The 22,991-nt window shown below is 45.3% G+C and carries 23 protein-coding genes; 15 read left to right on the top strand and 8 right to left on the bottom strand.

Going from position 1 to position 22,991, the window contains the following annotated elements:
* Nucleotides 1–31 precede the first annotated feature (31 nt).
* Nucleotides 32–826 (top strand): YfkD famly protein, encoded by a 795-nt coding sequence (locus CW370_RS18790; RefSeq protein ID WP_003233657.1) that lies wholly within the window; start codon nt 32–34, stop codon nt 824–826.
* A 38-nt stretch (nt 827–864) separates the two neighbouring features.
* On the opposite strand, the gene mscC is transcribed toward CW370_RS18790, so the two are convergent.
* Both mscC and yfkAB read right to left on the bottom strand, forming a co-directional pair.
* Nucleotides 865–1,707, bottom strand: coding sequence for a mechanosensitive ion channel protein MscC (mscC, locus tag CW370_RS18795; RefSeq protein WP_080262689.1), 843 nt, complete (start codon nt 1,705–1,707; stop codon nt 865–867).
* Entirely contained in the window at nt 1,708–2,829 is a 1,122-nt protein-coding gene (gene yfkAB / locus CW370_RS18800) for a radical SAM/CxCxxxxC motif protein YfkAB (protein WP_003233655.1), read from the bottom strand. It abuts the gene before it with no gap.
* Between the two features lie 144 nt (nt 2,830–2,973).
* Between yfkAB and CW370_RS18805 the strand changes: the two genes are divergently transcribed.
* The gene (locus tag CW370_RS18805) at nt 2,974–3,159 is read left to right on the top strand and encodes an SE1561 family protein (protein ID WP_003223132.1); all 186 of its coding nucleotides are present in this window, start codon (nt 2,974–2,976) and stop codon (nt 3,157–3,159) included.
* A 100-nt stretch (nt 3,160–3,259) separates the two neighbouring features.
* Nucleotides 3,260–4,051 (top strand): delta-lactam-biosynthetic de-N-acetylase, encoded by a 792-nt coding sequence (pdaA, locus tag CW370_RS18810; RefSeq protein WP_014479173.1) that lies wholly within the window; start codon nt 3,260–3,262, stop codon nt 4,049–4,051.
* 36 nt (nt 4,052–4,087) lie between these two features.
* On the opposite strand, the gene CW370_RS18815 is transcribed toward pdaA, so the two are convergent.
* Together CW370_RS18815 and corA are read right to left on the bottom strand one after the other, a co-directional pair.
* Nucleotides 4,088–4,948, bottom strand: coding sequence for an NAD(P)-dependent oxidoreductase (locus tag CW370_RS18815; RefSeq protein WP_014476157.1), 861 nt, complete (start codon nt 4,946–4,948; stop codon nt 4,088–4,090).
* A 98-nt stretch (nt 4,949–5,046) separates the two neighbouring features.
* Entirely contained in the window at nt 5,047–6,006 is a 960-nt protein-coding gene (corA, locus tag CW370_RS18820) for a magnesium/cobalt transporter CorA (protein ID WP_024573320.1), read from the bottom strand.
* A 118-nt stretch (nt 6,007–6,124) separates the two neighbouring features.
* Between corA and CW370_RS18825 the strand changes: the two genes are divergently transcribed.
* The 12 genes from CW370_RS18825 (at nt 6,125) to CW370_RS18880 (ending at nt 19,990) form a co-directional block, all read left to right on the top strand.
* Nucleotides 6,125–6,988: a DNA-3-methyladenine glycosylase family protein gene (locus tag CW370_RS18825; RefSeq protein WP_024572951.1), complete on the top strand. Its 864-nt coding sequence runs from the start codon at nt 6,125–6,127 to the stop codon at nt 6,986–6,988.
* 113 nt (nt 6,989–7,101) lie between these two features.
* Nucleotides 7,102–8,502, top strand: a complete 1,401-nt coding sequence (rlmD, locus tag CW370_RS18830) for a 23S rRNA (uracil(1939)-C(5))-methyltransferase RlmD (RefSeq protein ID WP_029946308.1) — start codon at nt 7,102–7,104, stop codon at nt 8,500–8,502.
* A gap of 1,199 nt (nt 8,503–9,701) precedes the next feature.
* Nucleotides 9,702–9,986, top strand: a complete 285-nt coding sequence (locus CW370_RS18835) for a YfzA family protein (RefSeq protein WP_024572064.1) — start codon at nt 9,702–9,704, stop codon at nt 9,984–9,986.
* 621 nt (nt 9,987–10,607) lie between these two features.
* A complete protein-coding gene (locus tag CW370_RS18840; protein WP_024572065.1) occupies nt 10,608–11,585 on the top strand; it encodes a tRNA dihydrouridine synthase in 978 nt (325 codons plus the stop codon).
* A 195-nt stretch (nt 11,586–11,780) separates the two neighbouring features.
* Nucleotides 11,781–12,233: a DUF6884 domain-containing protein gene (locus tag CW370_RS18845; RefSeq protein ID WP_024572066.1), complete on the top strand. Its 453-nt coding sequence runs from the start codon at nt 11,781–11,783 to the stop codon at nt 12,231–12,233.
* A gap of 29 nt (nt 12,234–12,262) precedes the next feature.
* The gene (locus CW370_RS18850; RefSeq protein ID WP_024572067.1) at nt 12,263–12,952 is read left to right on the top strand and encodes a YfjL-like protein; all 690 of its coding nucleotides are present in this window, start codon (nt 12,263–12,265) and stop codon (nt 12,950–12,952) included.
* Between the two features lie 231 nt (nt 12,953–13,183).
* A complete protein-coding gene (gene acoA / locus CW370_RS18855; RefSeq protein ID WP_015383114.1) occupies nt 13,184–14,185 on the top strand; it encodes an acetoin:2,6-dichlorophenolindophenol oxidoreductase subunit alpha in 1,002 nt (333 codons plus the stop codon).
* A gap of 3 nt (nt 14,186–14,188) precedes the next feature.
* Nucleotides 14,189–15,217 carry an acetoin:2,6-dichlorophenolindophenol oxidoreductase subunit beta gene (gene acoB, locus CW370_RS18860; protein WP_024572068.1) on the top strand — a complete coding sequence of 343 codons (1,029 nt, stop codon included), beginning with the start codon at nt 14,189–14,191 and terminating at the stop codon, nt 15,215–15,217.
* 13 nt (nt 15,218–15,230) lie between these two features.
* Nucleotides 15,231–16,427: an acetoin dehydrogenase complex dihydrolipoyllysine-residue acetyltransferase gene (gene acoC, locus CW370_RS18865; RefSeq protein ID WP_029946307.1), complete on the top strand. Its 1,197-nt coding sequence runs from the start codon at nt 15,231–15,233 to the stop codon at nt 16,425–16,427.
* Nucleotides 16,428–16,447: 20 nt separating this feature from the next.
* Complete coding sequence (gene acoL, locus CW370_RS18870; protein ID WP_003233626.1) at nt 16,448–17,824, top strand: acetoin dehydrogenase complex dihydrolipoyl dehydrogenase; 1,377 nt, start codon at nt 16,448–16,450, stop codon at nt 17,822–17,824.
* 116 nt (nt 17,825–17,940) lie between these two features.
* Nucleotides 17,941–19,758, top strand: a complete 1,818-nt coding sequence (gene acoR / locus CW370_RS18875) for an acetoin dehydrogenase operon transcriptional activator AcoR (protein ID WP_101169908.1) — start codon at nt 17,941–17,943, stop codon at nt 19,756–19,758.
* A 52-nt stretch (nt 19,759–19,810) separates the two neighbouring features.
* On the top strand, nt 19,811–19,990 hold the full coding sequence (locus CW370_RS18880; RefSeq protein ID WP_024573066.1) for a small acid-soluble spore protein H: 180 nt from the start codon (nt 19,811–19,813) through the stop codon (nt 19,988–19,990).
* Between the two features lie 35 nt (nt 19,991–20,025).
* On the opposite strand, the gene CW370_RS18885 is transcribed toward CW370_RS18880, so the two are convergent.
* The 4 genes from CW370_RS18885 to CW370_RS18900 are packed head-to-tail and all read right to left on the bottom strand — an operon-like array spanning nt 20,026 to nt 22,988.
* Nucleotides 20,026–20,355 (bottom strand): YnfA family protein, encoded by a 330-nt coding sequence (locus CW370_RS18885; RefSeq protein WP_010886445.1) that lies wholly within the window; start codon nt 20,353–20,355, stop codon nt 20,026–20,028.
* A 49-nt stretch (nt 20,356–20,404) separates the two neighbouring features.
* A complete protein-coding gene (locus CW370_RS18890) occupies nt 20,405–20,962 on the bottom strand; it encodes a YfjD family protein (protein ID WP_157829194.1) in 558 nt (185 codons plus the stop codon).
* A 23-nt stretch (nt 20,963–20,985) separates the two neighbouring features.
* Nucleotides 20,986–21,753 (bottom strand): hypothetical protein, encoded by a 768-nt coding sequence (locus CW370_RS18895; RefSeq protein ID WP_101169909.1) that lies wholly within the window; start codon nt 21,751–21,753, stop codon nt 20,986–20,988.
* Between the two features lie 11 nt (nt 21,754–21,764).
* Entirely contained in the window at nt 21,765–22,988 is a 1,224-nt protein-coding gene (locus tag CW370_RS18900; protein WP_101169910.1) for a hypothetical protein, read from the bottom strand.
* Nucleotides 22,989–22,991: the final 3 nt, after the last annotated feature.

The raw sequence follows: 22,991 nt of genomic DNA on the forward strand, positions 1-22,991 counted from the left end.
GACTAAGGGAAAATGCCATAGAAAGAGTGATATGATGAAAAAGCTATTTCATTCCACACTTATTGTGTTGTTATTCTTTAGTTTTTTCGGCGTTCAGCCCATCCACGCGAAAAAGCAGTTTAAGGTTCCTAATTCTGTCGCAAGCATTTCAAAGGAAAACACGTATCCGAATGCTTCACAGGATCAGCCAATGCTTCAGCCGAGCAAGCTGGCAAAGGAATTGCTCGATCATTCTGAGGTAAAGATTGAAAATCCGCATCTCATCAAAATGCTGAATGAATCCAACATATCCGGCACACCGCTTGCAGTAGGGTACCGGGCGACAATATTTCTCGGGAAATGGGCGCTCGGCTATGAATCAAATGAAACAGTCGCAAACTGGGAATATAAAAAAATCAATACAAACCGTGCGGATAACCGCGGCGGGAAAGAAACGGCTGAAATGCATTATGCCCAGGAACAGCAGTACAGAGTGAAGGGCGGCCTGACAGCTAAAGTTCCAAATGCTGAAGATGTCAAAAGCATGATGATGCAAAAAGCAATGAAGAAAACGAACCTTCCGCTTGCATTTGAGACGGTCATTGGGGCTGGCACAAAACGGGATCAGATTTATAAAGTCGCTCCTAAAAAAATCGGTTATCTACATGCATATGCACCGGCTGTGAATGAAAAAGGAAAAGTGACTTACGGAGAAGTGTACTTAGTGCTGAAAGGAAATAAACGAAAACTCGTCGTGAAAAATGTCACGTCACAGGGAATCGGCGCGTGGATTCCGGTTCAAGATCATGTCACGTTTGGCTTTCAGCTTTCCTCACTGCCAAGATAAATAAAAAACTGATTCCAACTCGGAATCAGTTTTTTTGTTTATTGGGTTCTCTCGATTCGGACCGCTTCCTCAAGCATTTGCACTTTGTTTTGGTAGAGCTGGCGAACGAGAACCCGTCTTACTGCAAGGCTGGCACTGAAATAATCATCATCTTTCACCATGCCTTTAACCGTAAATTCGACGCCGCGATTGATTTTATTCAATGCGGTGATGCCGTGGATTTGAAACGGTTCTGTCGGATTGCCGAATTCATCCCGCTTCAATGAATCACGAAGCTCTTCGTTCAGCATGTCACATGCCTCTTCCAACACGCTGTACACGCGGTCCGGATCTTCTTTAAAGCTGATAAGAAAGGATTCGGTAATCCGCATAAAATCAATATTATAGTTCTCTATTTGTCTGACCTCACCGTTGCTGATGGTGAGCAGCTTCCCGCTCCATTCCCGGATTTGCAGCGAGCGGAGGCCGATTTCCTCCACTGTCCCGTTGAACAAGTTGTTGACGGTGACATAATCGCCTTTGTGCAGCTGGCGTTCATATATTAAGAACACACCAGCCAGCACATCTTTGATCAGCGATTGGGCGCCAAAACCGATCACGATACCTGCTACGCCCGCCCCGGCCAATATCTTGCCGAAATCATGCACAAATAAAGAAATAACGTAAAAGATAAAACCAATTGTCGCCGTATACTGGGTGACAGAACGGACAAGGCTTTCAATCGTTTTTTCCTTTTTTTCTTCAATAAAATCCGTCCGTTTAAAAAATAGCTGTACCAGCCGGTTGATGATAAAGACACCGATCCAAAGGATAACGGCAACGAGGAGAATATCGACGATTTTATTTTGAAAAATCTCCGTAAGTGTTTCTTTCATCCGCATCTAACTCCTGGCTTGACGTTTTGTGAAGTCTGTATCCTGATAATAACTGTTTTTAACAAGAACATTCGGTCCGAGGCACCGGACATTCGGGCAGTGGCAACTCAGTTCCTTCGCAAGCTTGGTCTCTCTCCACTTTTCATAGGCGGAAGGAAGGCTGTCCGTCTGAATGTTGCCAAGCGGCGGGGTATCACCGAAATCGGTCACGATAATGTTTCCGTCGAAAATGTTCACATTCAGGCGGGATCGGCCGTCAGGGTCATTTCGCACTGTGACGTTTTTCGCCGCGCGAAGCCGGCGAAGCAGCTTTTGGTCGTCTTCGTCCGGACTGCAGGCATAAAACGGCAGCGTTCCGAACAGCATCCACGTATTTTCATCACGAATATCCAGCAAGCGGTGAATGGCCTGTCTCATCTCTTTCAGGCTGAGGGATTCAAGAGCGCTTGCGAAATCGCTTGGATACATTGGGTGGACCTCGTGACGCTGACATTTCATATCTTCTGTGATTTGGCGGTGAATATGCTCAATATGCGGAAGTGTTCGTTTGTTCAGCATCGTTTCCGCAGATACCATTACTCCTGCATCCACGAGCGTGCGGCTGTTTTCGATCATTTTTTCAAAATAGCGCGCGCGCTGTTCGAAGGTCGGTTTTCTGTCCATCATGGCAAAGCCGATTTCAGCAAAATCTTCAACTGTACCCCAGTTATGAGAAATATGTAGCACATCGAGATACGGAATGATCCATTCGTACCGCTCGATGTCGAGGGTCAGATTTGAATTAATTTGTGTCCGCACACCCCGTTCATGGGCATATTTCAATAAAGGAACAACATATTCTTTTACTGATTTCAACGAAAGCATCGGCTCTCCGCCTGTGATGCTGATGGATCTGAGGCGCGGGATTTCCTCCAGCCGTTTTAACAGAAGATCTATTGGCAGAGCATTCGGGTCTTTAGGCTGCAATGTATAGCCTACAGCACAATGCTCGCATCTCATATTGCACAGTGTCGTCGTTGTGAATTCAACGTTTGTCAGCTGCATGTCTCCGTATTGGTCAACATCCATATAGGCTTCCCAAGGGTCAAACTCGGGCGTAATCGGACGCAGCTTCGTGTTTTGTGTCATGACTATCTAACTCCTTTATAAATGGGCATACTAACGCTGCCAACAGTTAATTTTAGACCTGATTTGCCAAGATCGCAAGTAGCGCGGCGATTGAAAAACGGCAAAAAATGAGCTACCATATTAAAAAATGAATGGAGGAACAGAATGGGGAACGCCGTAAACAATAAAGATCAGCAGATTGATTATTTAAAGAACAGACTTGACATGTTTATGAACGTCATCGATTCATTAGACCCTGAAGCAACCGACGTTGAAGATATAGACAGGCTTATCAGCATGCTTGATGACCTGGAAGCCAAATACGAACGTTTTAAAAAAGATTGGGAATAAAACCGCGCGCCCGCTGCGGTTTTTTTATTGGCATAAAGCAACAGTATAAAACAAAGCCCCTATCTGTAAAATAAGAAAAAATGCAGAAGGAGCGCTGGCCATGAAGTGGATGTGTTCAATATGCTGCGCCGCCGTATTGCTTGCCGGAGGTGCAGCACAGGCGGAAGCGGTGCCGAATGAGCCGATTAATTGGGGCTTTAAACGAAGTGTCAATCATCAGCCGCCAGATGCCGGGAAGCAGCTGAACAGTTTAATTGAAAAATATGACGCGTTTTATTTAGGGAATACAAAGGAAAAAACGATTTACTTAACGTTTGATAACGGATATGAAAATGGCTATACGCCAAAAGTGCTTGATGTCTTAAAAAAACATCGCGTAACAGGAACGTTTTTTGTCACCGGGCATTTCGTAAAGGACCAGCCTCAGCTGATCAAACGAATGTCAGATGAGGGCCATATTATCGGCAACCATTCCTTTCACCATCCGGATTTAACGACAAAAACAGCTGATCAGATTCAGGATGAACTTGATTCAGTCAACGAAGAGGTTTATAAAATTACGGGAAAGCAGGACAACCTGTATTTGCGTCCGCCGCGCGGCGTGTTCAGTGAGTACGTACTGAAAGAAACGAAACGCCTCGGCTATCAAACCGTTTTCTGGTCGGTCGCTTTTGTTGATTGGAAAATCAACAACCAAAAGGGGAAGAAATATGCCTACGATCATATGATTAAGCAGGCGCACCCGGGAGCCATTTACCTGCTGCACACCGTATCAAGGGACAATGCAGAAGCGCTGGATGACGCGATTACAGATCTGAAAAAACAGGGCTACACTTTTAAAAGCATTGATGATCTGATGTTTGAGAAAGAAATGAAGATGCCGTCCTTGTAATGAGAAGAGCCTCTCCTGAAATGGAGAGGTTTTTCTTTATTTTATACATTTAATCAGTGCGGCCCAGTCCAGATCCCCGAAGCCTTTCTCAATCCCGCTTTCAAAATGGCTCTTGGCCAGCTCGGCAAGAGGAAGATTTGCAGAAACCCGTTTTGCGGCGGCGAGTGCCAGGTTGGTATCCTTCAGCCCTAAAGACATTTTGAAGCCGGCCGGCTCAAATTTCTGCTCGGCCATAATGGTTCCGTAATTTTGATAGACTGGAGAACCAAAGAGCGCGCTGGCGATTTCTAAAAATTGTTTTTGTTCTAAGCCGTATTTCTCCATCATTAAGAAGGATTCAGATAACGCTTCCAGCATGGACACGAGCAAGAAATTGATGCTGATTTTGGCTGCATTTGCCGTCTTGCTTTCTTCGCCGACGTCAAATACCTGCTGGCTCAGGCTGTCGAGCAGAGGCTTGGCAGCTTGCTTTGCTTCCGCCGGTCCGGCTGTTATGATACGGAGCGCGGCTTTGGCTGCGGCATCCGGTCTGCCAAGGACAGGAGCGGCGAGAAAAAATTGTCCTTTCTCTGCATGAGCCGCTGCGAGCTTTTCTGAGAACTCAACACTGATTGTGCTCATCGAGATGTGAATGCCGTTCTCTGCTAATCCTTCAAGCAGCCCGTCTTCTCCGAATGTCACGGTGCTGACTGAATCATCATCTGCAAGCATTGTGATGACAATATCAGCGGATTTTGCCGCCAGCCGCGGCGTATCAGCTGCCTGTGCGCCTTCTGTGACAAGGTCTTCTGTCTTTTGTTTCGTCCGGTTATAGACAGTCAATTCGTAGCCTGCTTGAAGAACATTTCGGGCAATGGGCTGTCCCATATTGCCGAGTCCGATGACAGCAATTTTCAATCTAATCACTCCCTGAATATTTTTTCCATTATAAACAATATGAACAGAATATGCATAGCGATCGGCTTACAACAAAAAAGAACAGCTGCTCGCTGTCCTCATTTAAAAATATTGAACCATCCTTTATGTACAAACCAAATCAGCATTCCAATCACAAGCGCGGCCATCAGGCCAAGTACAGCGAAATATCCGTATTTCCAATGCAGTTCCGGCATAAAGTCGAAGTTCATACCGTATACACCGGCAATAAAGGTGAGCGGGATGAAAATGGTTGATACGATCGTCAGTGTCATCATAATCGCATTCATCCGGTTTGAGTTTAGCGTCACGTAGCTGTCACGCAAGTCGGACGTCATGTCACGGTTGGATTCCACAATTTCAGACAACTTTAACAAATGATCATATATGTCGCTGAAATAGGCTTTCGTTTCCCGCTGCTCTTTCACATGGTCAAGGCTTAAAATCCGGTAGAGCAAATCACGCATCGGGATAATCGTCCGTCTCAAATGCAATAGGTCTGTTCTGAGATCAAACACCTCATTCATCAGCGTTCCATACGTTTTGTGGGGACGGCTTTCTTCAATTTCATTCAGCCGGTCTTCGATTTTATACACGAGAGGAAAATATTCATCAACAAGCTGATCCATGATCATATAAGAAATATGCCCGGGCCCTTTTTTCAATATGTCCGGTGAAGCATACAAACGCTCCCGGACTTTAGCGATACCGGGCGTTTCGTGTAAATGAAAGGTGACGACAAATTTTTCGCCTTGAAAGATATCGACTTCCTCCGTCTCAAGTGTTTCCTTATTCAGCGCATGAATCACGTAAAAACGATAGCTGTCATAATGGTCAAGCTTTGGCCGCTGCATATGCTGGAAGCAATCCTCAATGGCAAGCGGGTGAAAATGAAAAAAATCTCTCAATAACGCCGTTTCCGTATCCTCCGGGCCGTAAAAATCAACCCAGTACCATGCAATATCAGGCTGTTCCACTCGTTCGATCGGTATATTTTTCAGCAGCTGATGCTCTGTTGTGATTGCGGTAATGTTGATCATAAACAACCCTCCACCTGCCATTATATCATGCGGTCTTTATGAGAAAAGTATACGGTACTCTCTGCCTAATTCCAGCGGCATGTTATACTGAACAAAAACGGAAAAAAGGGTGGATCTCATGTGGAAGGAAAAAGTATCTGTCACGCCTCCGTATCATTTTGACCGCGTGCTGGACAGGCTGTCTTTAGACCCCCTCAATGCTGTTGATCGAGAGGCGAGGGAAGTCCGTGTCCCAATCAGAAATCAAGCGGGGGACGTATGTATTGTAAAGGTACAGGCGTTAGGCCATCCGGGCGAGCCTGAGTTCCTCGTCAGCGGGGAAACGGATCAGGGAGAAATGATGAAGGAAATCAAGCGGATTTTCCAATGGGAAAATCATTTGCAGCACGTTCTGGATCATTTTTCAAAAACGAGCCTGTCCGCCATTTTTGAAGAGCATGCCGGGACGCCGCTTGTTCTGGACTACAGCGTGTACAACTGCATGATGAAATGCATTATCCACCAGCAGCTCAATCTTTCCTTCGCTTACACGCTAACAGAACGGTTTGTTCATGCGTTTGGCGAGCAGAAGGATGGCGTGTGGTGCTACCCAAAGCCGGAAACGATTGCAGAACTCGATTATCAGGATCTGCGTGATCTGCAATTCAGCATGAGAAAAGCGGAATACACCATTGATACATCAAGGATGATCGCAGAAGGCACACTCAGCTTGTCAGAGCTGCCGCATATGGCGGATGAAGACATTATGAAGAAACTGATCAAAATCAGGGGTATCGGCCCGTGGACCGTGCAAAATATCCTCATGTTCGGACTTGGCCGTCCCAATTTATTCCCGCTTGCCGATATCGGCCTCCAGAATGCCATCAAACGCCATTTTCAGCTGGACGATAAGCCGGCAAAGGATGTCATGCTGGCGATGAGCAAGGAGTGGGAGCCTTATTTAAGCTATGCGTCTTTGTATTTGTGGAGAAGTATAGAATAATTCGTCTGACAATGAAGGAAATCCTGCAAACGTGTTATACTAGAAAGATGTGAAAAAACCATTTCACTTTCTGCCAGCTGCAGAAAGCTTCATATAGAAACGGAGAGAACAACGTGAACCAACAAAAGAAACAGGCGCCCGTCGAACTGAAGGTCGGACAAACCTTTCCGCTGACGATTAAGCGTCTCGGCATTAACGGAGAAGGTGTCGGCTATTTTAAGAAAAAAGTCGTCTTCGTGCCCGGCGCGCTTCCTGGCGAAGAAGTTGTTGTGCAGGCCACAAAGGTCCAGCCGAAGTTTTCGGAGGGCCGCATTAAGAAAATCCGCAAGGCGTCTGAGCACCGGGTGGCACCGCCTTGCCCTGTTTATGAGCAATGCGGCGGCTGTCAGCTTCAGCACCTTGCATACAGCCAGCAGCTTCGGGAAAAACGCGATATCGTCATTCAGTCTCTTGAACGCCATACGAAGTTTAAAGTTGAAAACATGGAAATCAAAGAAACGATTGGCATGGACAACCCGTGGAATTACCGCAATAAAAGCCAATTCCAGATCGGACGCTCGCAAAGCGGCAGCATCATCGCCGGCTTATACGGCCTTGATTCTCATGATATCGTGCCGATTAAAGACTGTATCGTTCAGCATCCGGCAACGAACAAAACAACAGGCATCGTCCGCCGCATTTTAGAGGACTTCAATGTGTCTGTTTATAATGAAAGAAAACGAAAAGGCGACGTTCGCACGATCGTGACGAGAGTCGGCTTTGAAACAGGCGAAGTGCAGGTTGTGCTTGTAACCGCAAAAGAAACGCTTCCGCACAAGGAAGAAATCGTCAAAGCGATTCAAAAGCGATTGCCAGAGGTCAAATCCATTATTCAGAATGTAAATGGTGCGAAAACTTCAGTGATTTTTGGTGAGAAAACAAAACCGCTCGCCGGAAAAACAGTGATTCAAGAAGTGCTCGGCGACGTATCTTTTGAATTGAGCGCCCGCGCTTTCTTCCAGCTCAACCCGGAACAGACCGTCAAGCTGTATGATGAAGTGAAAAAAGCGGCGCAGCTGACCGGAAAAGAAAAAGTCGTTGATGCGTATTGCGGTGTCGGCACTATCGGCATGTGGGTGGCGGACGGAGCGAAGGAAGTCCGCGGCATGGACGTCATCAAGGAATCGATTGACGATGCTAAGAAAAACGCCAAAAAACACGGCATGGCAAATGCCACATACGTAACAGGAACAGCCGAGCACTGGCTCCCGAAATGGACGAAAGAAGGCTTCCGCCCGGACGTCGTCATCGTAGACCCGCCAAGAACCGGCTGTGACAGCACGTTCCTGGACACGATCAAAAAAGTCAAACCAAAACGCTTCGTCTACGTATCCTGCAATCCATCCACGCTCGCGAAGGATTTGCAGACGCTGTCGAAGGACTATCGCGTGGACTATATTCAGCCTGTCGATATGTTTCCGCAGACGGCGCATGTTGAAGCAGTGGCGAGACTTGTATTGAAAGCGTCTAACTAAAATAAACAATACCTAATCAGACCTGGATTTCGGTAAAATAAACAATTCCGATTTCCGGGTCTTTTTTTCATGTACAGCCCTTGTCCTGACTGTCTTTTCCCAATTTTATCTTTCTTTTTTTCGCGGAGATCTTTATTTTAACTGGCGAAAAGAGTTGATAAAAACGTGTTGAAAAGCGGGTGAAAAACAGCCAATTTTGAACAGGAAAAGTATGAAAATGGGGGTTCGGTAGGAAAAGTCTATTTTAACTCGAATAGGGCTGCTGTAGCAGTTACTATTGGAGCGCTACACTTGTCCCTAAAGTAGGTTCATATCCCTTTCGAAAGCCTAGAGACTTACTTACTAGCGATCTCTATCTTCTTTATCTTTTTTTGATAAGAAAGTAGGTAAACTTAAATTAATTATGTTATATCATCGCCAATGGAAGTCTTGTGTATTATCTTCAACTGGAATAAAAGACTCTTCAGTATCTACAATAATCGATTACTCCTCAATATCTTTTTTGCTGAAAATAGGTTTAAATTTGTTTCTATATTTCTGAACCTTGTTTATTGTCGATTCACTTACTTTTGAGCCGAGGTTAATTATGATAGAGTCATCATTATTTGATTCTTCAGCATGAGCGCTTAGGCTGTAAACTGGCAAATATGTAAACCATCGAAATTCTTCATTTTTTACATACTCCATTTCCTTTATATATTTTATTAAATAGATAAGATTGTATATAATTTATCCCTCTTCCTATAAACAAAACTTTAAATGTTTATTTTTCTAATTAGCAGTTATTTAACCGGAAAAATTTCCTTCCAGTATGATTAAAATACATGAGTAGAATGATGTAAAATCATAGATGTATTTTCATAATTTGTAAAATTATATATTGACTTGCAGTTATTACGTGTGAAATATTGATTATAGGAATATAAGGAAAAGTATGGCGTATATCATTTCAAGAGTCATTCGATGTAAAAAGTTGAAACATTGTAATAAATGAAAGAGGTGAAAATGATGGCCAACCCCATTTTAAAATGCATAACGTATGAGCACTACAACAATTAAATAATAGTGCCGAGACGATAACAACTATTACAGTAATACCTACAATGGTTATATCCTTGCGACAATCATGCTTCATAATATAATGATTTTAGATTGACACTTGGCTAAAAAGTATTGCAGAGAAGGAAATGGATAATTAAATGGATAAAGTATATAAAAAACGACCGTTATATAAAAGAAGTTGGTTTCAAACATTTTTGGCATTTTTAGTATCTCAGCTTTATTTTAATTTTGTAGAATTAACGGGATGGGGTCCTAAGTATAGAGAAATGAATGGATTCCCAGCAAACATAGTTGAACAAGATTTCTTTCAAACATATCTTTCATTCTATGATAATCCATGGTTTAATATTATTACTGTTTTCTTGGGAGTTTTCACTATTATACAAATAATTACAGGGATAACAAAGGATATTCGAAATTAAAGCAATAACTTCTGATGCCTTATTTAATGATGAAAGAAAATGAACACTTTCTTAATTATCTTATGAGTGAAGACTGCGACACTTAGTCAGCAGTCTATTTTATTGGTTCTGGAGCAGGATTACCGTTCTCATCCTCTTTACCACATGTGATTCACAAGTAGTAGCAAGCCGTAAGTTAAAGCTTTTTCATTCTCTTGAGTACTAGTTATACCACCCCCAACTCAATTTGCTTAATCAAAGTTTATCTCTTGAAATTAGTTTTTCCGCAAATATGATATAGAGATACGGATATGGTGTAGTGTTAAATATCTTATCTTCAATAACAGGGCAATTATTTTGCGTTGGTAATATGGAGAACTCATATGATATTCTATTTAGGTTGGAATTCTTTTTATCCAAAAAGTTCAAAAGTAAGGCCACTAAGAAAGACGAAGGTCAGCGCCAGTGTTAACCACAATATATGGTTTAGATAATCATCCCACGTGAAATGTTCAAAATTTACTATAGATTGATAAGAAATGCTTTCGCATGCGATAAGTGTAAAAAGAAAGCATGGTCAGTTTTTTAATATTGAGATAAAGGTATAGCCGTATCCCCTAATGAAAGGATTTGATTTTTGTTATGACAGAAAATTTCTGGCGTGAATTACCACGGCCATTTTTTGTACTGGCACCAATGGAAGATGTGACAGATGTTGTTTTCCGGCATGTAGTAAGTGAAGCAGGCAGACCGGATGTATTTTTTACAGAGTTCACAAACTCAGAGAGCTATTGCCATCCGGATGGGAAGGATAGCGTACGCGGCCGTTTGACTTTTACAGAGGATGAACAGCCAATTGTGGCCCATATATGGGGAGATAAGCCTGAAAACTTCCGTAAAATGAGTATTGGCATGGCAGAGTTAGGATTTAAAGGACTAGATATCAATATGGGCTGCCCAGTGCCTAATGTGGCGGGGAATGGAAAGGGAAGCGGCCTTATTTGCCGTCCTGCAGTTGCGGCAGAATTAATACAAGCTGCAAAAGCAGGGGGATTGCCTGTAAGCGTGAAGACAAGACTTGGATACACGGATGTGGATGAATGGCGCGAGTGGCTGACACACATTTTGAAACAGGATATTGCCAATCTTTCTATTCATTTGCGTACAAGAGCGGAAATGAGCAAAGTAGATGCCCATTGGGAACTCATCCCGGAGATTAAGAAACTTCGTGATGAGGTGGCACCAGATACACTTTTGACGATCAATGGCGATATCCCTGACCGCCAAACTGGCTTAAAACTTGCTGAACAATACGGCGTCGATGGAATTATGATAGGGCGCGGTATTTTTACAAATCCATTTGCCTTTGAAAAGGAGCCGAAAGAGCATAGCAGCAAGGAATTGCTTGATCTCTTAAGGCTGCATCTGGATCTTCATGATAAATATTCAGCATTAGAAGCCCGTCCGTACAAGCCTCTTCCTCGCTTTTTTAAAATTTATCTCCGCGGGTTCCGAGGGGCAAGTGAATTAAGAAATCAATGCATGAACACAAAGTCAACAGATGAAGTGCGTGCATTGCTCGACGACTTTGAGAGAAAGTATCTTGATGGGGTAGAATAACAGCAGTGCTTGATTCAAAAAAGGCTAACAAAATAAAGGGATTTTTACACCATTCTTGACTAAAATAAACCTGGATTTTCGGTAAATCCGGGTCTTTTTTGTACGCAGCTTTTACTCAGCCTGTCTTTTCTCTAATTTATTGTAAGAAAATAATGGTATATTTAGTCGAGATATCTTATAAAGGGGGAGAGGAAAATGAAACGGCTATGCATCATCCCCTGCGGCAAGAAAAAAATCTGGGACGTCCAGCCTGATGCCGGGCCGGTAAGAGCAGAGGACGCTTATCTCAGCCCGTTTCATCAGGCGTGCGAACGGTATGCGAAAGCATTTTTCGATGAGTGGGTGATTTTGTCTGCGAAGCACGGGTTCCTCCGCCCTGATGATCTCATTTCGGGAAATTACGATGTCACTTTTGGCACCGGTCATCCGGAAATCATGACAGCGGACGAGCTGAGCCGCCAATTTCACGAAAAAGGCTTTTCTGATATCGAAGAGCTAGTCATGCTTGGCGGAAAAAAATATCGAAGCGTTCTAAACGCCGTCATCGGAGAACACCAGCATATCAGCTGGCCGCTATCATCTTACAAAGGCATAGGCTATATGCTCCAAGCGCTGAACCGGGCTGTTGAAGAAAAGCATGAACTGTAGCACGTACATATGAAGAAAAGAGTGGGAACATGAAAAAACTTGTGTTTGGCTTGCTTGCCATTGCATTATTCGGATGCGGACTATATATCTATCATGTATGGTTCGGTGATCCATTTTCGAAAAATGCTGCAGAACAGAAGCTAGTCTCTTATGTGAAACAAACCTATCCTAAGAAAGAAATCAAGATCACGAATGGGGTATATAACGCTAAAACCTCTGAATATGTATTCGAAGCAACCTCCCAATCTCATCGCTACCCAATGTGTACGAAGGGATTTCTGCATCCTAAAGTAACGTGCGATGGAATTGAAGAAGCGTATACCGAATCAGTATCAAAACATGTAAATGAAGAAGCAACGAAGGCAATCGAAGCAGATCTGAAAAAAGCGGTTCCTCGACTTATAAAAGCTGATGCTGCTTTGAGTTTTGAAAACGGACAGTTCACGTTAGATACAAAATGGAACAAACAGCTGGCTGAAAAAGCGCCTATGAGCATGACGATTCAGTTAGACGCCAGCGGGTTATCAAAAACAGATGCCGCAAAGATGGCGGAAACAGTCAGAAAAACGCTTAATGAAAAGGGATATACATACTCAAACGGCACGATAGACTGTATGCAGAAGGACGGGGACGGCGGTATCGGATATGTCAAATATTCAATTGATTTTCTTTCAAAAGCAGCTATTCAGTCAAACGATGCAGAGGAACTAGGAAGTTAAAAAGATTTCCAAGGAAATAAATACGTCGATCATTGTCAAAGGCCGGGTGATATCCGGTCTTTTTTTTGCATGCTGTAAAACGAGACAAATGAATCAGTTTGAGACAAAACGAGACACACGTCTCAAACTGTCTCCAAAGTGAAGACGAGAAGACTGATTTTACGGGCTCAAAAGACTGGCACACTTCTTGCATTTATAATGGTGAACCCTAAATAGAAGGAGGCGCACAAAATGGAATTGTTAAAACGAGAAGGCTTGTCATTAACTGAGGAAAAAGCGCTGTGGATGTACCAAAAGATGCTGGAGATCAGGGGCTTTGAAGACAAAGTGCATGAACTGTTCGCCCAGGGAGTGCTTCCCGGATTCGTTCATTTATATGCCGGTGAGGAAGCCGTGGCTGTAGGGGTGTGCGCTCATTTACATGATGGCGACAGCATTACAAGCACCCACAGGGGACATGGACATTGTATCGCCAAAGGCTGTGATCTGGACGGCATGATGGCGGAAATTTTCGGGAAAGCGACCGGATTGTGCAAAGGCAAGGGCGGTTCTATGCACATTGCGGATCTTGATAAAGGCATGTTAGGCGCAAATGGAATCGTCGGGGGCGGCTTTACGCTCGCATGCGGATCAGCGCTCACGGCTAAATATAAACAGACTAAAAATGTAAGCGTTTGCTTTTTCGGGGACGGGGCAAATAACCAAGGCACCTTTCACGAAGGGCTGAATTTAGCGGCTGTATGGAACCTTCCTGTCGTGTTTGTCGCCGAAAATAACGGCTATGGCGAAGCCACCCCATTTGAGTACGCATCAGCCTGTGATTCAATTGCCGATCGGGCGGCTGCTTATAACATGCCGGGGGTGACAGTTGACGGCAAAGATATTTTAGCAGTTTACCAGGCAGCCGAGGAAGCGATAGAAAGAGCAAGAAACGGCGGAGGCCCGTCTTTGATTGAATGTATGACCTACAGAAACTACGGCCATTTCGAAGGGGATGCCCAGACCTATAAAACGAAGGATGAAAGAGTTGAGCACCTTGAAGAAAAGGATGCCATTCAAGGTTTTAAAAACTACCTTTTAAAAGAAACAGATGCTAATAAGCTGTCAGACATTGAACAGCGTGTCAGCGAATCGATTGAAAAAGCCGTCTCGTTCAGCGAAGACAGTCCATATCCAAAAGATTCGGAGCTGCTGACAGATGTGTACGTGTCATATGAAAAAGGAGGAATGTAAGAGATGGCGAGAGTCATAAGCATGTCAGACGCGATCAATGAAGCAATGAAGCTTGCGATGAGAAGAGACGAAAATGTGCTTTTGATCGGTGAGGATGTCGCCGGGGGAGCGGCGGTCGATCATTTGCAGGATGATGAAGCATGGGGCGGTGTATTAGGGGTCACAAAGGGACTCGTACAGGAATTCGGGCGCACAAGAGTGCTGGACACACCGATTTCTGAGGCGGGCTACATGGGTGCGGCTATGGCTGCGGCATCAACCGGTTTGAGACCGATTGCCGAGCTAATGTTTAACGATTTTATCGGCACGTGCTTTGACCAGGTGATCAACCAAGGGGCGAAATTCCGTTATATGTTCGGCGGAAAAGCGCAAGTGCCGATTACCGTCCGCACCACATACGGAGCAGGGTTCCGGGCCGCTGCCCAGCATTCACAAGCGCTTTATGGCCTTTTCACGAGCATCCCTGGACTGAAGACGGTTGTTCCATCCAATCCGTATGATGCCAAAGGTCTTCTGCTTGCAGCAATAGAAGATAATGATCCGGTGTTCTTCTTTGAAGACAAAACGTCCTACAACATGAAGGGCGAGGTGCCGGAAGATTATTATACAATTCCGCTCGGAAAGGCGGACATCAAACGTGAAGGCAATGATGTCACGCTATTTGCAGTCGGCAAGCAGGTCAATACCGCGCTTGAAGCAGCTGCACAGCTTTCAGAGAGGGGCATCGAAGCTGAGGTCCTTGATCCGCGCAGTCTGTCTCCTCTGGATGAGGATGCGATTTTCACATCGTTAGAAAAAACAAACCGGCTGATCATCATTGATGAAGCCAATCCGCGATGCAGCATTGCCACGGATATTGCTGCGATTGTCGCTGACAAGGGCTTTGATTTGCTTGATGCGCCGATTAAACGGATTACAGCGCCGCATACACCGGTTCCGTTTTCACCAGTGCTTGAAGATCAATATTTGCCGACACCAGATAAAATTGTCAGCGTCACGCTTGAATTGCTTGGCGAGCCGGCAATGAATTAAAGGGGGGACACAAATGGCGGTAAAAGTAGTGATGCCAAAATTGGGAATGGCCATGAAACAAGGGGAAGTATCGATATGGAATAAAAAAGTAGGCGACCCGGTTGAAAAGGGAGAAAGCATTGCCAGCATTCAATCGGAGAAAATTGAAATGGAGATCGAAGCGCCTGAAAAAGGAACGCTGATCGATATCAAAGTGAAAGAGGGAGAAGAGGTTCCGCCCGGCACAGCTATCTGCTATATCGGGGACGCCAATGAGTCGGTGCAGGAAGAGGCGAGTGCGCCTGTTGCTGAAGACAATATGCCGCAAGCCGTTCAGCCCGTCAAACAAGAAAACAAACCCGCAGCCTCCAAAAAAGATCGAATGAAAATATCTCCAGTCGCCAGAAAAATAGCAGAAAAAGCAGGATTAGACCTAAAACAACTGAAAGGAACTGGACCAGGCGGACGAATCGTGAAGGATGACGTAACAAAGGCTCTTGCTGAACAGAAAAAAGATCAGGCAAAGCCTGTTTCGGAACAGAAAGCGCAGGAAATCCCGGTGACAGGCATGAGAAAGGTCATCGCTGCCCGAATGCAGGAAAGCCTGGCAAACAGCGCGCAGCTGACGATCACGATGAAGGCTGATATCACCAAGCTTGCCACTCTTCAAAAACAGCTTTCATCAACTGCGGAAGAGAGATACGGCACAAAACTGACGATCACTCATTTTGTCTCAAGAGCCGCCGTTCTCGCTCTGCAAGCTCACCCTGTGCTGAACAGCTTTTATCAAAATGAGCGCATCATCACACATCCCCATGTACACCTTGGTATGGCTGTAGCCTTGGAAAACGGCTTAGTGGTGCCTGTCATCCGCCATGCTGAAAAGCTATCGCTGACTGAACTGGCTCAATCCATCTCAGAAAATGCCAAAAAAGCACGCGAGGGACGTGCGGGAAGCGAAGAACTGCAAGGCTCTACCTTCTCCATTACAAACCTTGGCGCGTTTGGAGTTGAGCATTTCACACCGATACTAAATCCGCCGGAAACAGGCATTCTCGGCATCGGAGCAAGCTATGACACGCCGGTGTATCAAGGGGAGGAGATCGTCAGAAGCACGATCCTGCCGCTCAGCCTGACATTTGATCACAGAGCGTGTGACGGCGCCCCAGCCGCTGCATTCCTGAAGGCGATTAAAACATATTTGGAAGAACCCGCAGCATTAATTTTATAGGAAAAGCAGGTGAAAACGACATGACATTAGCCATTATCGGCGGCGGACCTGCAGGCTATGCGGCTGCGGTCTCCGCGGCACAGCAGGGCAGAAACGTGCTGCTCATTGACAAAGGCAAGCTTGGGGGGACCTGCCTGAATGAAGGCTGCATCCCGACAAAGTCTTTGTTAGAAAGCGCAAACGTTCTTGATAAAATCAAGCATGCCGACAGCTTTGGAATCGAACTTCCGGCAGGTGCGATATCAGTCGATTGGAGTAAAATGCAAAGCCGAAAACAACAGGTTGTCAGTCAGCTTGTCCAAGGCGTTCAGTACCTAATGAAGAAAAATCAAATACAGGTTGTAAAGGGAACAGCCTCCTTTCTTTCTGAAAGAAAGCTCTTAATCGAAGGAGAAAACGGAAAAGAAATCAGAGAGGCGGACCAAGTATTGATTGCCTCCGGATCAGAGCCAATCGAGCTGCCTTTTGCCCCGTTTGACGGCGAATGGATCATCGACAGCAAAGACGCGCTTTCTCTTTCCGAGATTCCGTCTTCACTAGTCATTGTCGGCGGAGGTGTCATCGGGTGTGAGTATGCAGGGCTGTTCGCCAGATTGGGATCGAAGGTGACCATCATTGAAACAGCGGACCAGCTGATCCCGGCTGAAGATGAAGATATTGCCCGTCTCTTTCAGGAGAAACTTGAGGAAGACGGTGTCGAAGTGCATACTTCATCCAGATTAGGGCGGGTGGATCAAACGGCCAAAACGGCAATATGGAAAAGCGGTCAGCGAGAGTTTAAAACGAAGGCCGATTATGTGCTGGTGGCGATCGGCAGAAAACCCCGTCTTGACGGGTTACAGCTGGAACAGGCCGGAGTTGATTTTTCTCCAAAGGGCATTCCGGTGAATGGGCACATGCAGACGAACGTGCCTCATATTTACGCGTGCGGAGATGCTATAGGGGGCATTCAGCTCGCGCATGCCGCTTTCCATGAGGGCATCATCGCTGCTTCTCATGCTTCCGGAAGGGATGTCAAAATCAATGAGAAACATGTGCCGCGCTGCATCTATACGTCCCCGGAAATCGCGTGTATCGGAATGACAGAACGACAGGCAAGAAGCATATACGGGGATGTGAAGATCGGCGAATTTTCATTTTCCGCAAACGGCAAGGCGCTCATTAAACAGCAAGCGGAAGGAAAGGTCAAAATCATGGCTGAACCGGAATTCGGCGAAATCGTGGGTGTCTCGATGATTGGCCCGGATGTAACCGAGCTCATCGGCCAAGCGGCAGCGATCATGAATGGTGAGATGACGGCAGATATGGCGGAGCATTTTATCGCCGCCCATCCGACTTTATCGGAAACATTGCATGAGGCGCTGTTAAGCACGATCGGCCTTGCGGTACATGCATAATAAAGGAAAAAGCAGGCGCATGGATATAAGGCGCCTGCTTTTTTTATTGTTGAAAGCGCTTTATTTTTCCCCTACAATAGATGAAAACGGCGTGTAAGGGAGGAGCGATCAAGGAAATGAATTCGGTCCCAAACGATTTGCAAACCTGGAAACGTTTTGTGAAAGACGGTGTGCTTGACGAAGCCCGATTAAGAAAACGGATTGCCGAGTCATGGCATCGCTGCCAAAAAGCTGAGGTCAATCCTTATTTAGAAAAAGGCCCGAAGGTTTTACAGCAAACGGAGCTGGATCAGCAGTCAAAAAAACATTCATTCTTCTTGACGACCGCAAAGCCTTACCTCGAAAAACTGCTGCCTGCCATAAAAGAAATGGAAATGATGGCGCTGTTAATTGATTCAGACGGTGTTGTTCTGGCATTGGACGGCCATCCCCGCGCGCTCTATGAAGCCAAACGCATCAACTTTGTCGAAGGGGCATGCTGGACGGAAACGGCTGTCGGAACAAATGCGATTGGCACGGCGCTCCACATCGGCGAGCCGGTTGCGATACAAGGATCAGAGCATTACTCCATTGCTTCCCATCTTTGGAACTGTTCAGCCGCTCCGATTCACCATGAGGATGGCAGCCTTGCGGGTGTGATTGACATATCGTGTCCGGCGGCAGGCGCTCATCCTCATATGCTCGGTATTGCCACTGCGATCGCCTATGCAGCTGAACGGGAACTCGCAGCTAAAAGCCGTGAGAAAGAGCTCGAGCTGATCAGCCGTTTTGGAGAGAGAGCTGCATCCAGTGTGCCGATGGTGCTATGCAATAACAAGCAGCACATCATCAGTGCGAGCATACCGATTCGAACCTCAATACCGGATTGGCAGGGCCGGCACCTGTATGAGTTGAAGGAACGGGGCTACTCAATCGAAAAAGCTGTCACCATAGGAGATGGCGGCACTTGTTTTTATCTTTCGGAACAAAAGAAAAAGAAGGTGTTTCGATTCAATGGAGTGATCGGAAAAAGCGGCCGATCACAAGCAATGCTGATGAACCTTGAACGTGCAGCTGCGGCAGATGCAACGGTCTGTTTGTCGGGCGAAACTGGTACGGGAAAGGAAGTCGCGGCTCGCGCGCTTCATGAGAACAGTGAGAGACGGCAAGGTCCGTTTGTTGCTGTCAATTGCGGAGCGATTCCGTCTGACTTGATTGAAAGCGAACTGTTCGGATATGCAGAGGGCGCTTTTACGGGAGCGAAACGAAATGGCTATAAAGGCGCCTTTCAAAAAGCGAATCAAGGCACATTATTTTTAGATGAAATCGGAGAAATTTCCCACTCGATGCAGGTTGCACTTTTACGGGTGCTTCAGGAACGCAAGATAACGCCAATCGGCGGGACGAAAGAAATTCCGGTTGATATCAGAGTTATTGCCGCCACACATTGTGATTTACGCGAGCTTGCCGAAAACGGAAAAATCAGAGAGGACTTGTTTTACCGTCTTCATGTCTATCCAATTGAACTCCCTCCATTACGCGATCGCACCGACGATATCCCGGACCTCTTTGAGTACTACAAACAGAAGAATCATTGGCCAGGCGAACTTCCTTCTGATTTTTGTAATGTGCTGAAGCAATGGAAGTGGCCGGGGAATATCCGTGAGCTGTTTAATGTGTTTGAACGTCTTTCTATCAGATTTCCGGACGGCCGGCTGAGGGATGAATCGCTTCCCGCTTTACTGGAAGCCGCTGGATTGCCGGCCAGCTCTGCAGAAAAAAAGCCGGCTGCTGCCGGCGTGCTTACTTTTCGTGAGCAAATCCAAAAAGATATGATGATCAAAGCGCTTGAATCTGCAAAAGGAAACGTCTCTCAAGCCGCAAAAATCAGCGGGATACCCCGAAGCACTTTCTACAAACGCCTGAAAAAATTCAACTTGTCCGCTGAATCATAAAGCATACTTCCTTCGGGAAATGGAAACATTATGTATGAAGGAGGGTGTTACGATGAATATTCAAAGGGCGAAAGAAATTGTAGAATCTCCCGACATGAAGAAAGTAACATATAACGGCGTTCCTATTTACATTCAGCACGTAAATGAAGAAACTGGAACAGCAAGAATTTATCCGCTTGACGAACCGCAAGAGGAGCATGAAGTGCAGCTGACTAACTTAAAAGAGGATTAAACAAAAATGGCCCGCTTCATAAGCAGGCCATTTTGTTATCCGCGCGGCGCAAATAAAATAACACAGACACCGATGAGACAAATGAATGCGCCGATCCAGTCATACAGATCAGGTGTTTTCCGGTCAACAAGCCATCCCCACAGGACCGCAAGCACGATGAATACTCCGCCATAAGCGGCGTATACACGGCCGAAAGATGGGAAGGACTGAAACGTCGGAAGAATGCCGTATACAATGAGGATCAGCGCCCCGGCGATTCCATAGCCGGCTGGCTTTGCCTCTCTCAGCCATAGCCAAACCAGATATCCGCCGCCAATTTCAGCAAGCCCTGCCGCGAGAAATAAAAGAATGGTAATCAGCATCATGAGCACTCCTCAATTTGCATTTATCTTTCATTATAGAGGAGGAGAGCTTTTAAAGCTTCGGATGATTCTCAAATTCCTTCAAATACGCTTTTCGCTGAACCTCTGTAAATTGGCTGATCCAATTGTTTTGAGCCTCTTCACTCAAATGGGGAAGGATATAGCGTTCAACCGCTTCGAAAAACAGCGGATTCGCGATGATGTTCCAGGTCGGGATGCGAACGATTTTCCCGTCTGTTTTTTCGATGATAATATCCTCAAAAAAGATCCCTTTCAAACTGTATTGATGACGTCCCATATAAAGCCGCTTCACCTCGGAAAACAGCACGCTGCGCTTTCTCGAAAAGATCTCGCCATTAGGTCCGGTCTTTATGCTGAAAATGACATTTCCACGGCTTGTGAACGCAGGAAAAGCCATAAAGAATGTGATCAATCCATAAATCATCGCCAGTAAACCGCCGCCCAAATAAAGCAGGGCATATTTAGATTCAAACGTGAGAGCTTCAGACACCAGCCAGACGCCCACAATAAAGGCGCCCCCTGTAGCGAGGAACAGCCATATTCTAAAAAACAGTCTGCTTTTGACCTTAATTACTTCATTGTTTTTCAATTGCTATTCTCCTTTATCGCTCTTTAGCAAAAAAGTATTCCTTTTATCACATCTTTATTTGCTGTTACGATAGAAAATTCATTTTGGGTAATACCTATTACCAGCCAAGTATGATGGCTGCCAGGCAGAACGAAAGCCATGTCAGCCACTTCCGGGGAGTTGTCTTTGTCATAAACCAGCCGCATCAGCGTATCCATTTTTCCTTTTCGCAAAGCCAGATCATTTACAAAACGGGTAACGTCCTCTTGGTGATCATGCTTATCTAGAAACTCCTTGAGATGTGTGGGAGTGTCTGAAGCGCCCTCCAAAAGCAATTCAAATTCAGTTGATGTCAGAGAGATCAGTGATTCTTTGTGATCTTCTGCATCTATTATATTTAAAAACTCGGATGTTTTAGAGAGTAATCCATTAGTTGAATCCATTTTTTTGATTCTATGCACCTGTTCATCAAACAGCAATTCATGAGAGTAAGTACCAAACTTTGAAACATGGCAGGATATATTCTGTTCTTTGCCTTGTTCATCAAATTTGGACAGCTTAACTGTATAGTCGGCGTCGTTTAACACATGGATAAACGGACAGTATTCGTCCTTTAGCCGATATTGATGATTCCGATATTCCGCCGCATCTTTGGCTAAGAGTGAGCGGCACGCGGCTTCAAATAACGCGCCGAGCTGTTCATCTTCTATTTCGGGAAAATAGGCTTGTTTTAAGGCCATTCCCTGTTCGAAAAACCCTTCGCTGTAAAAACAAAACAAGAGTTCTTCTATGCTGATTGTAAACTGCTTCATTGTTTATTCTCCTATCCAAATGAAAATTTCCCTTTAAGGAAATGGGTTGCGCCGTGTATGAGCGAATCCGCTGTTTTCTTTGCTTTTTCTATTCCTTTTTTCGCACTGTCTATCCCTTTATGTATCGTTTTATTCGCCGCATCTATGCCGTCATTCACTGATTTGACGACTTTGCCGGCTGATTCCAGTCCTTTTTTGGCTGTATCAACGACAGCATGGATCGGTTCTTTAAGTTTTATCGCTGCTTTTTCAGCATAGACTGATGTGAATTTTGCGATTTTTTCCCCAACAAACCCTCCTACTGCCGAACCAATTGTGCCTCCGATTACTGTGCCGACAGGACCTAACACACTTCCTACGGCACCGCCCACAACAGCACCAGCTGTGGCACCGCCCGCAACAAAAATCGTGTTATTCACAGCATTTCCGACGGCCTTGGCGTTTTCACGCTTGAGAACTTCCGGTTTGTCCTGGTATTTTGCATAATTTTCAGCAATTTTCACGCCTGCTCCGAATGTTTCGGTCGCACCGGTAATCAGTGTGGCGGTAATGGCATTTCCTTTCGCGAATCTCAAGCCCGTTTTTCCCACATCCTTCAAAGTGGAGCGTACGCCGGCTTCATTAAGAAATCCTTTTGTGTAGCTTCTGACGCTGTTTGAAAAATCCACCGTGTCCTGAGGAAAGTATTTTGTAAACTTTTTATGTACCAAATCTGAAAATGGACGGTTGGTCTTTTTTAACAAATATTTAGGATTCAAAAGCACTCTTGCCGCTTTTTGATAACGTGAGCTGTCAACGGCCCTGGAAATATCCAAGAGCAGTTTTGAGTGCTGTGCTGTATGCAAGCCGCTTGGCTGTTTCACAAATTTCGTAAGCCCTAATCCGTAATATTTTCCCTGCGTCAGCATAAGGGCGGTTAAGCTTGTCAACGTACCGTATTTGTCGTAGGCATTGTAGAGCTTTCGCAAAATATCATCTTGTTCCACAAATTTATCGCCCGTTTTTCTGATGAAAATCTCATTGTCACTCAGCTTGGTGACGAGCGCCTTTCCTGAGCTCCACGCATCGCCCACTCCGGAAAAACAGCTGCTGTAGCGGGGATCGCATTGCAAAATCATCTGCCCCAGCTCCACATGCAGGTCCTTATATTTGTTTTCCATATCAGTTAATTCAGTGACTACATCATATGCAAGCTGTTCGAGCTTATCCGGATCAACTGCAATGTTTCCTGACACACC

The organism is Bacillus sp. SN32, assembly GCF_002837495.1.
Classification (GTDB): domain Bacteria; phylum Bacillota; class Bacilli; order Bacillales; family Bacillaceae; genus Bacillus; species Bacillus subtilis.

Excerpts from the sequence above, each read along its gene's own strand:
- CW370_RS18835 (WP_024572064.1), top strand. The coding sequence starts at position 9,702 with ATGGATAAAGTATATAAAAAACGACCGTTATATAAAAGAAGTTGGTTT.
- mscC (WP_080262689.1), bottom strand. The coding sequence starts at position 1,707 with ATGCGGATGAAAGAAACACTTACGGAGATTTTTCAAAATAAAATCGTC.
- acoR (WP_101169908.1), top strand. The coding sequence starts at position 17,941 with ATGAATTCGGTCCCAAACGATTTGCAAACCTGGAAACGTTTTGTGAAA.
- acoL (WP_003233626.1), top strand. The coding sequence starts at position 16,448 with ATGACATTAGCCATTATCGGCGGCGGACCTGCAGGCTATGCGGCTGCG.
- CW370_RS18845 (WP_024572066.1), top strand. The coding sequence starts at position 11,781 with ATGAAACGGCTATGCATCATCCCCTGCGGCAAGAAAAAAATCTGGGAC.
- CW370_RS18895 (WP_101169909.1), bottom strand. The coding sequence starts at position 21,753 with ATGAAGCAGTTTACAATCAGCATAGAAGAACTCTTGTTTTGTTTTTAC.
- pdaA (WP_014479173.1), top strand. The coding sequence starts at position 3,260 with ATGAAGTGGATGTGTTCAATATGCTGCGCCGCCGTATTGCTTGCCGGA.
- acoB (WP_024572068.1), top strand. The coding sequence starts at position 14,189 with ATGGCGAGAGTCATAAGCATGTCAGACGCGATCAATGAAGCAATGAAG.
- CW370_RS18885 (WP_010886445.1), bottom strand. The coding sequence starts at position 20,355 with ATGATGCTGATTACCATTCTTTTATTTCTCGCGGCAGGGCTTGCTGAA.
- corA (WP_024573320.1), bottom strand. The coding sequence starts at position 6,006 with ATGATCAACATTACCGCAATCACAACAGAGCATCAGCTGCTGAAAAAT.
- acoC (WP_029946307.1), top strand. The coding sequence starts at position 15,231 with ATGGCGGTAAAAGTAGTGATGCCAAAATTGGGAATGGCCATGAAACAA.
- acoA (WP_015383114.1), top strand. The coding sequence starts at position 13,184 with ATGGAATTGTTAAAACGAGAAGGCTTGTCATTAACTGAGGAAAAAGCG.
- CW370_RS18790 (WP_003233657.1), top strand. The coding sequence starts at position 32 with ATGATGAAAAAGCTATTTCATTCCACACTTATTGTGTTGTTATTCTTT.
- CW370_RS18840 (WP_024572065.1), top strand. The coding sequence starts at position 10,608 with ATGACAGAAAATTTCTGGCGTGAATTACCACGGCCATTTTTTGTACTG.
- CW370_RS18850 (WP_024572067.1), top strand. The coding sequence starts at position 12,263 with ATGAAAAAACTTGTGTTTGGCTTGCTTGCCATTGCATTATTCGGATGC.
- CW370_RS18880 (WP_024573066.1), top strand. The coding sequence starts at position 19,811 with ATGAATATTCAAAGGGCGAAAGAAATTGTAGAATCTCCCGACATGAAG.
- CW370_RS18805 (WP_003223132.1), top strand. The coding sequence starts at position 2,974 with ATGGGGAACGCCGTAAACAATAAAGATCAGCAGATTGATTATTTAAAG.
- CW370_RS18825 (WP_024572951.1), top strand. The coding sequence starts at position 6,125 with ATGTGGAAGGAAAAAGTATCTGTCACGCCTCCGTATCATTTTGACCGC.
- yfkAB (WP_003233655.1), bottom strand. The coding sequence starts at position 2,829 with ATGACACAAAACACGAAGCTGCGTCCGATTACGCCCGAGTTTGACCCT.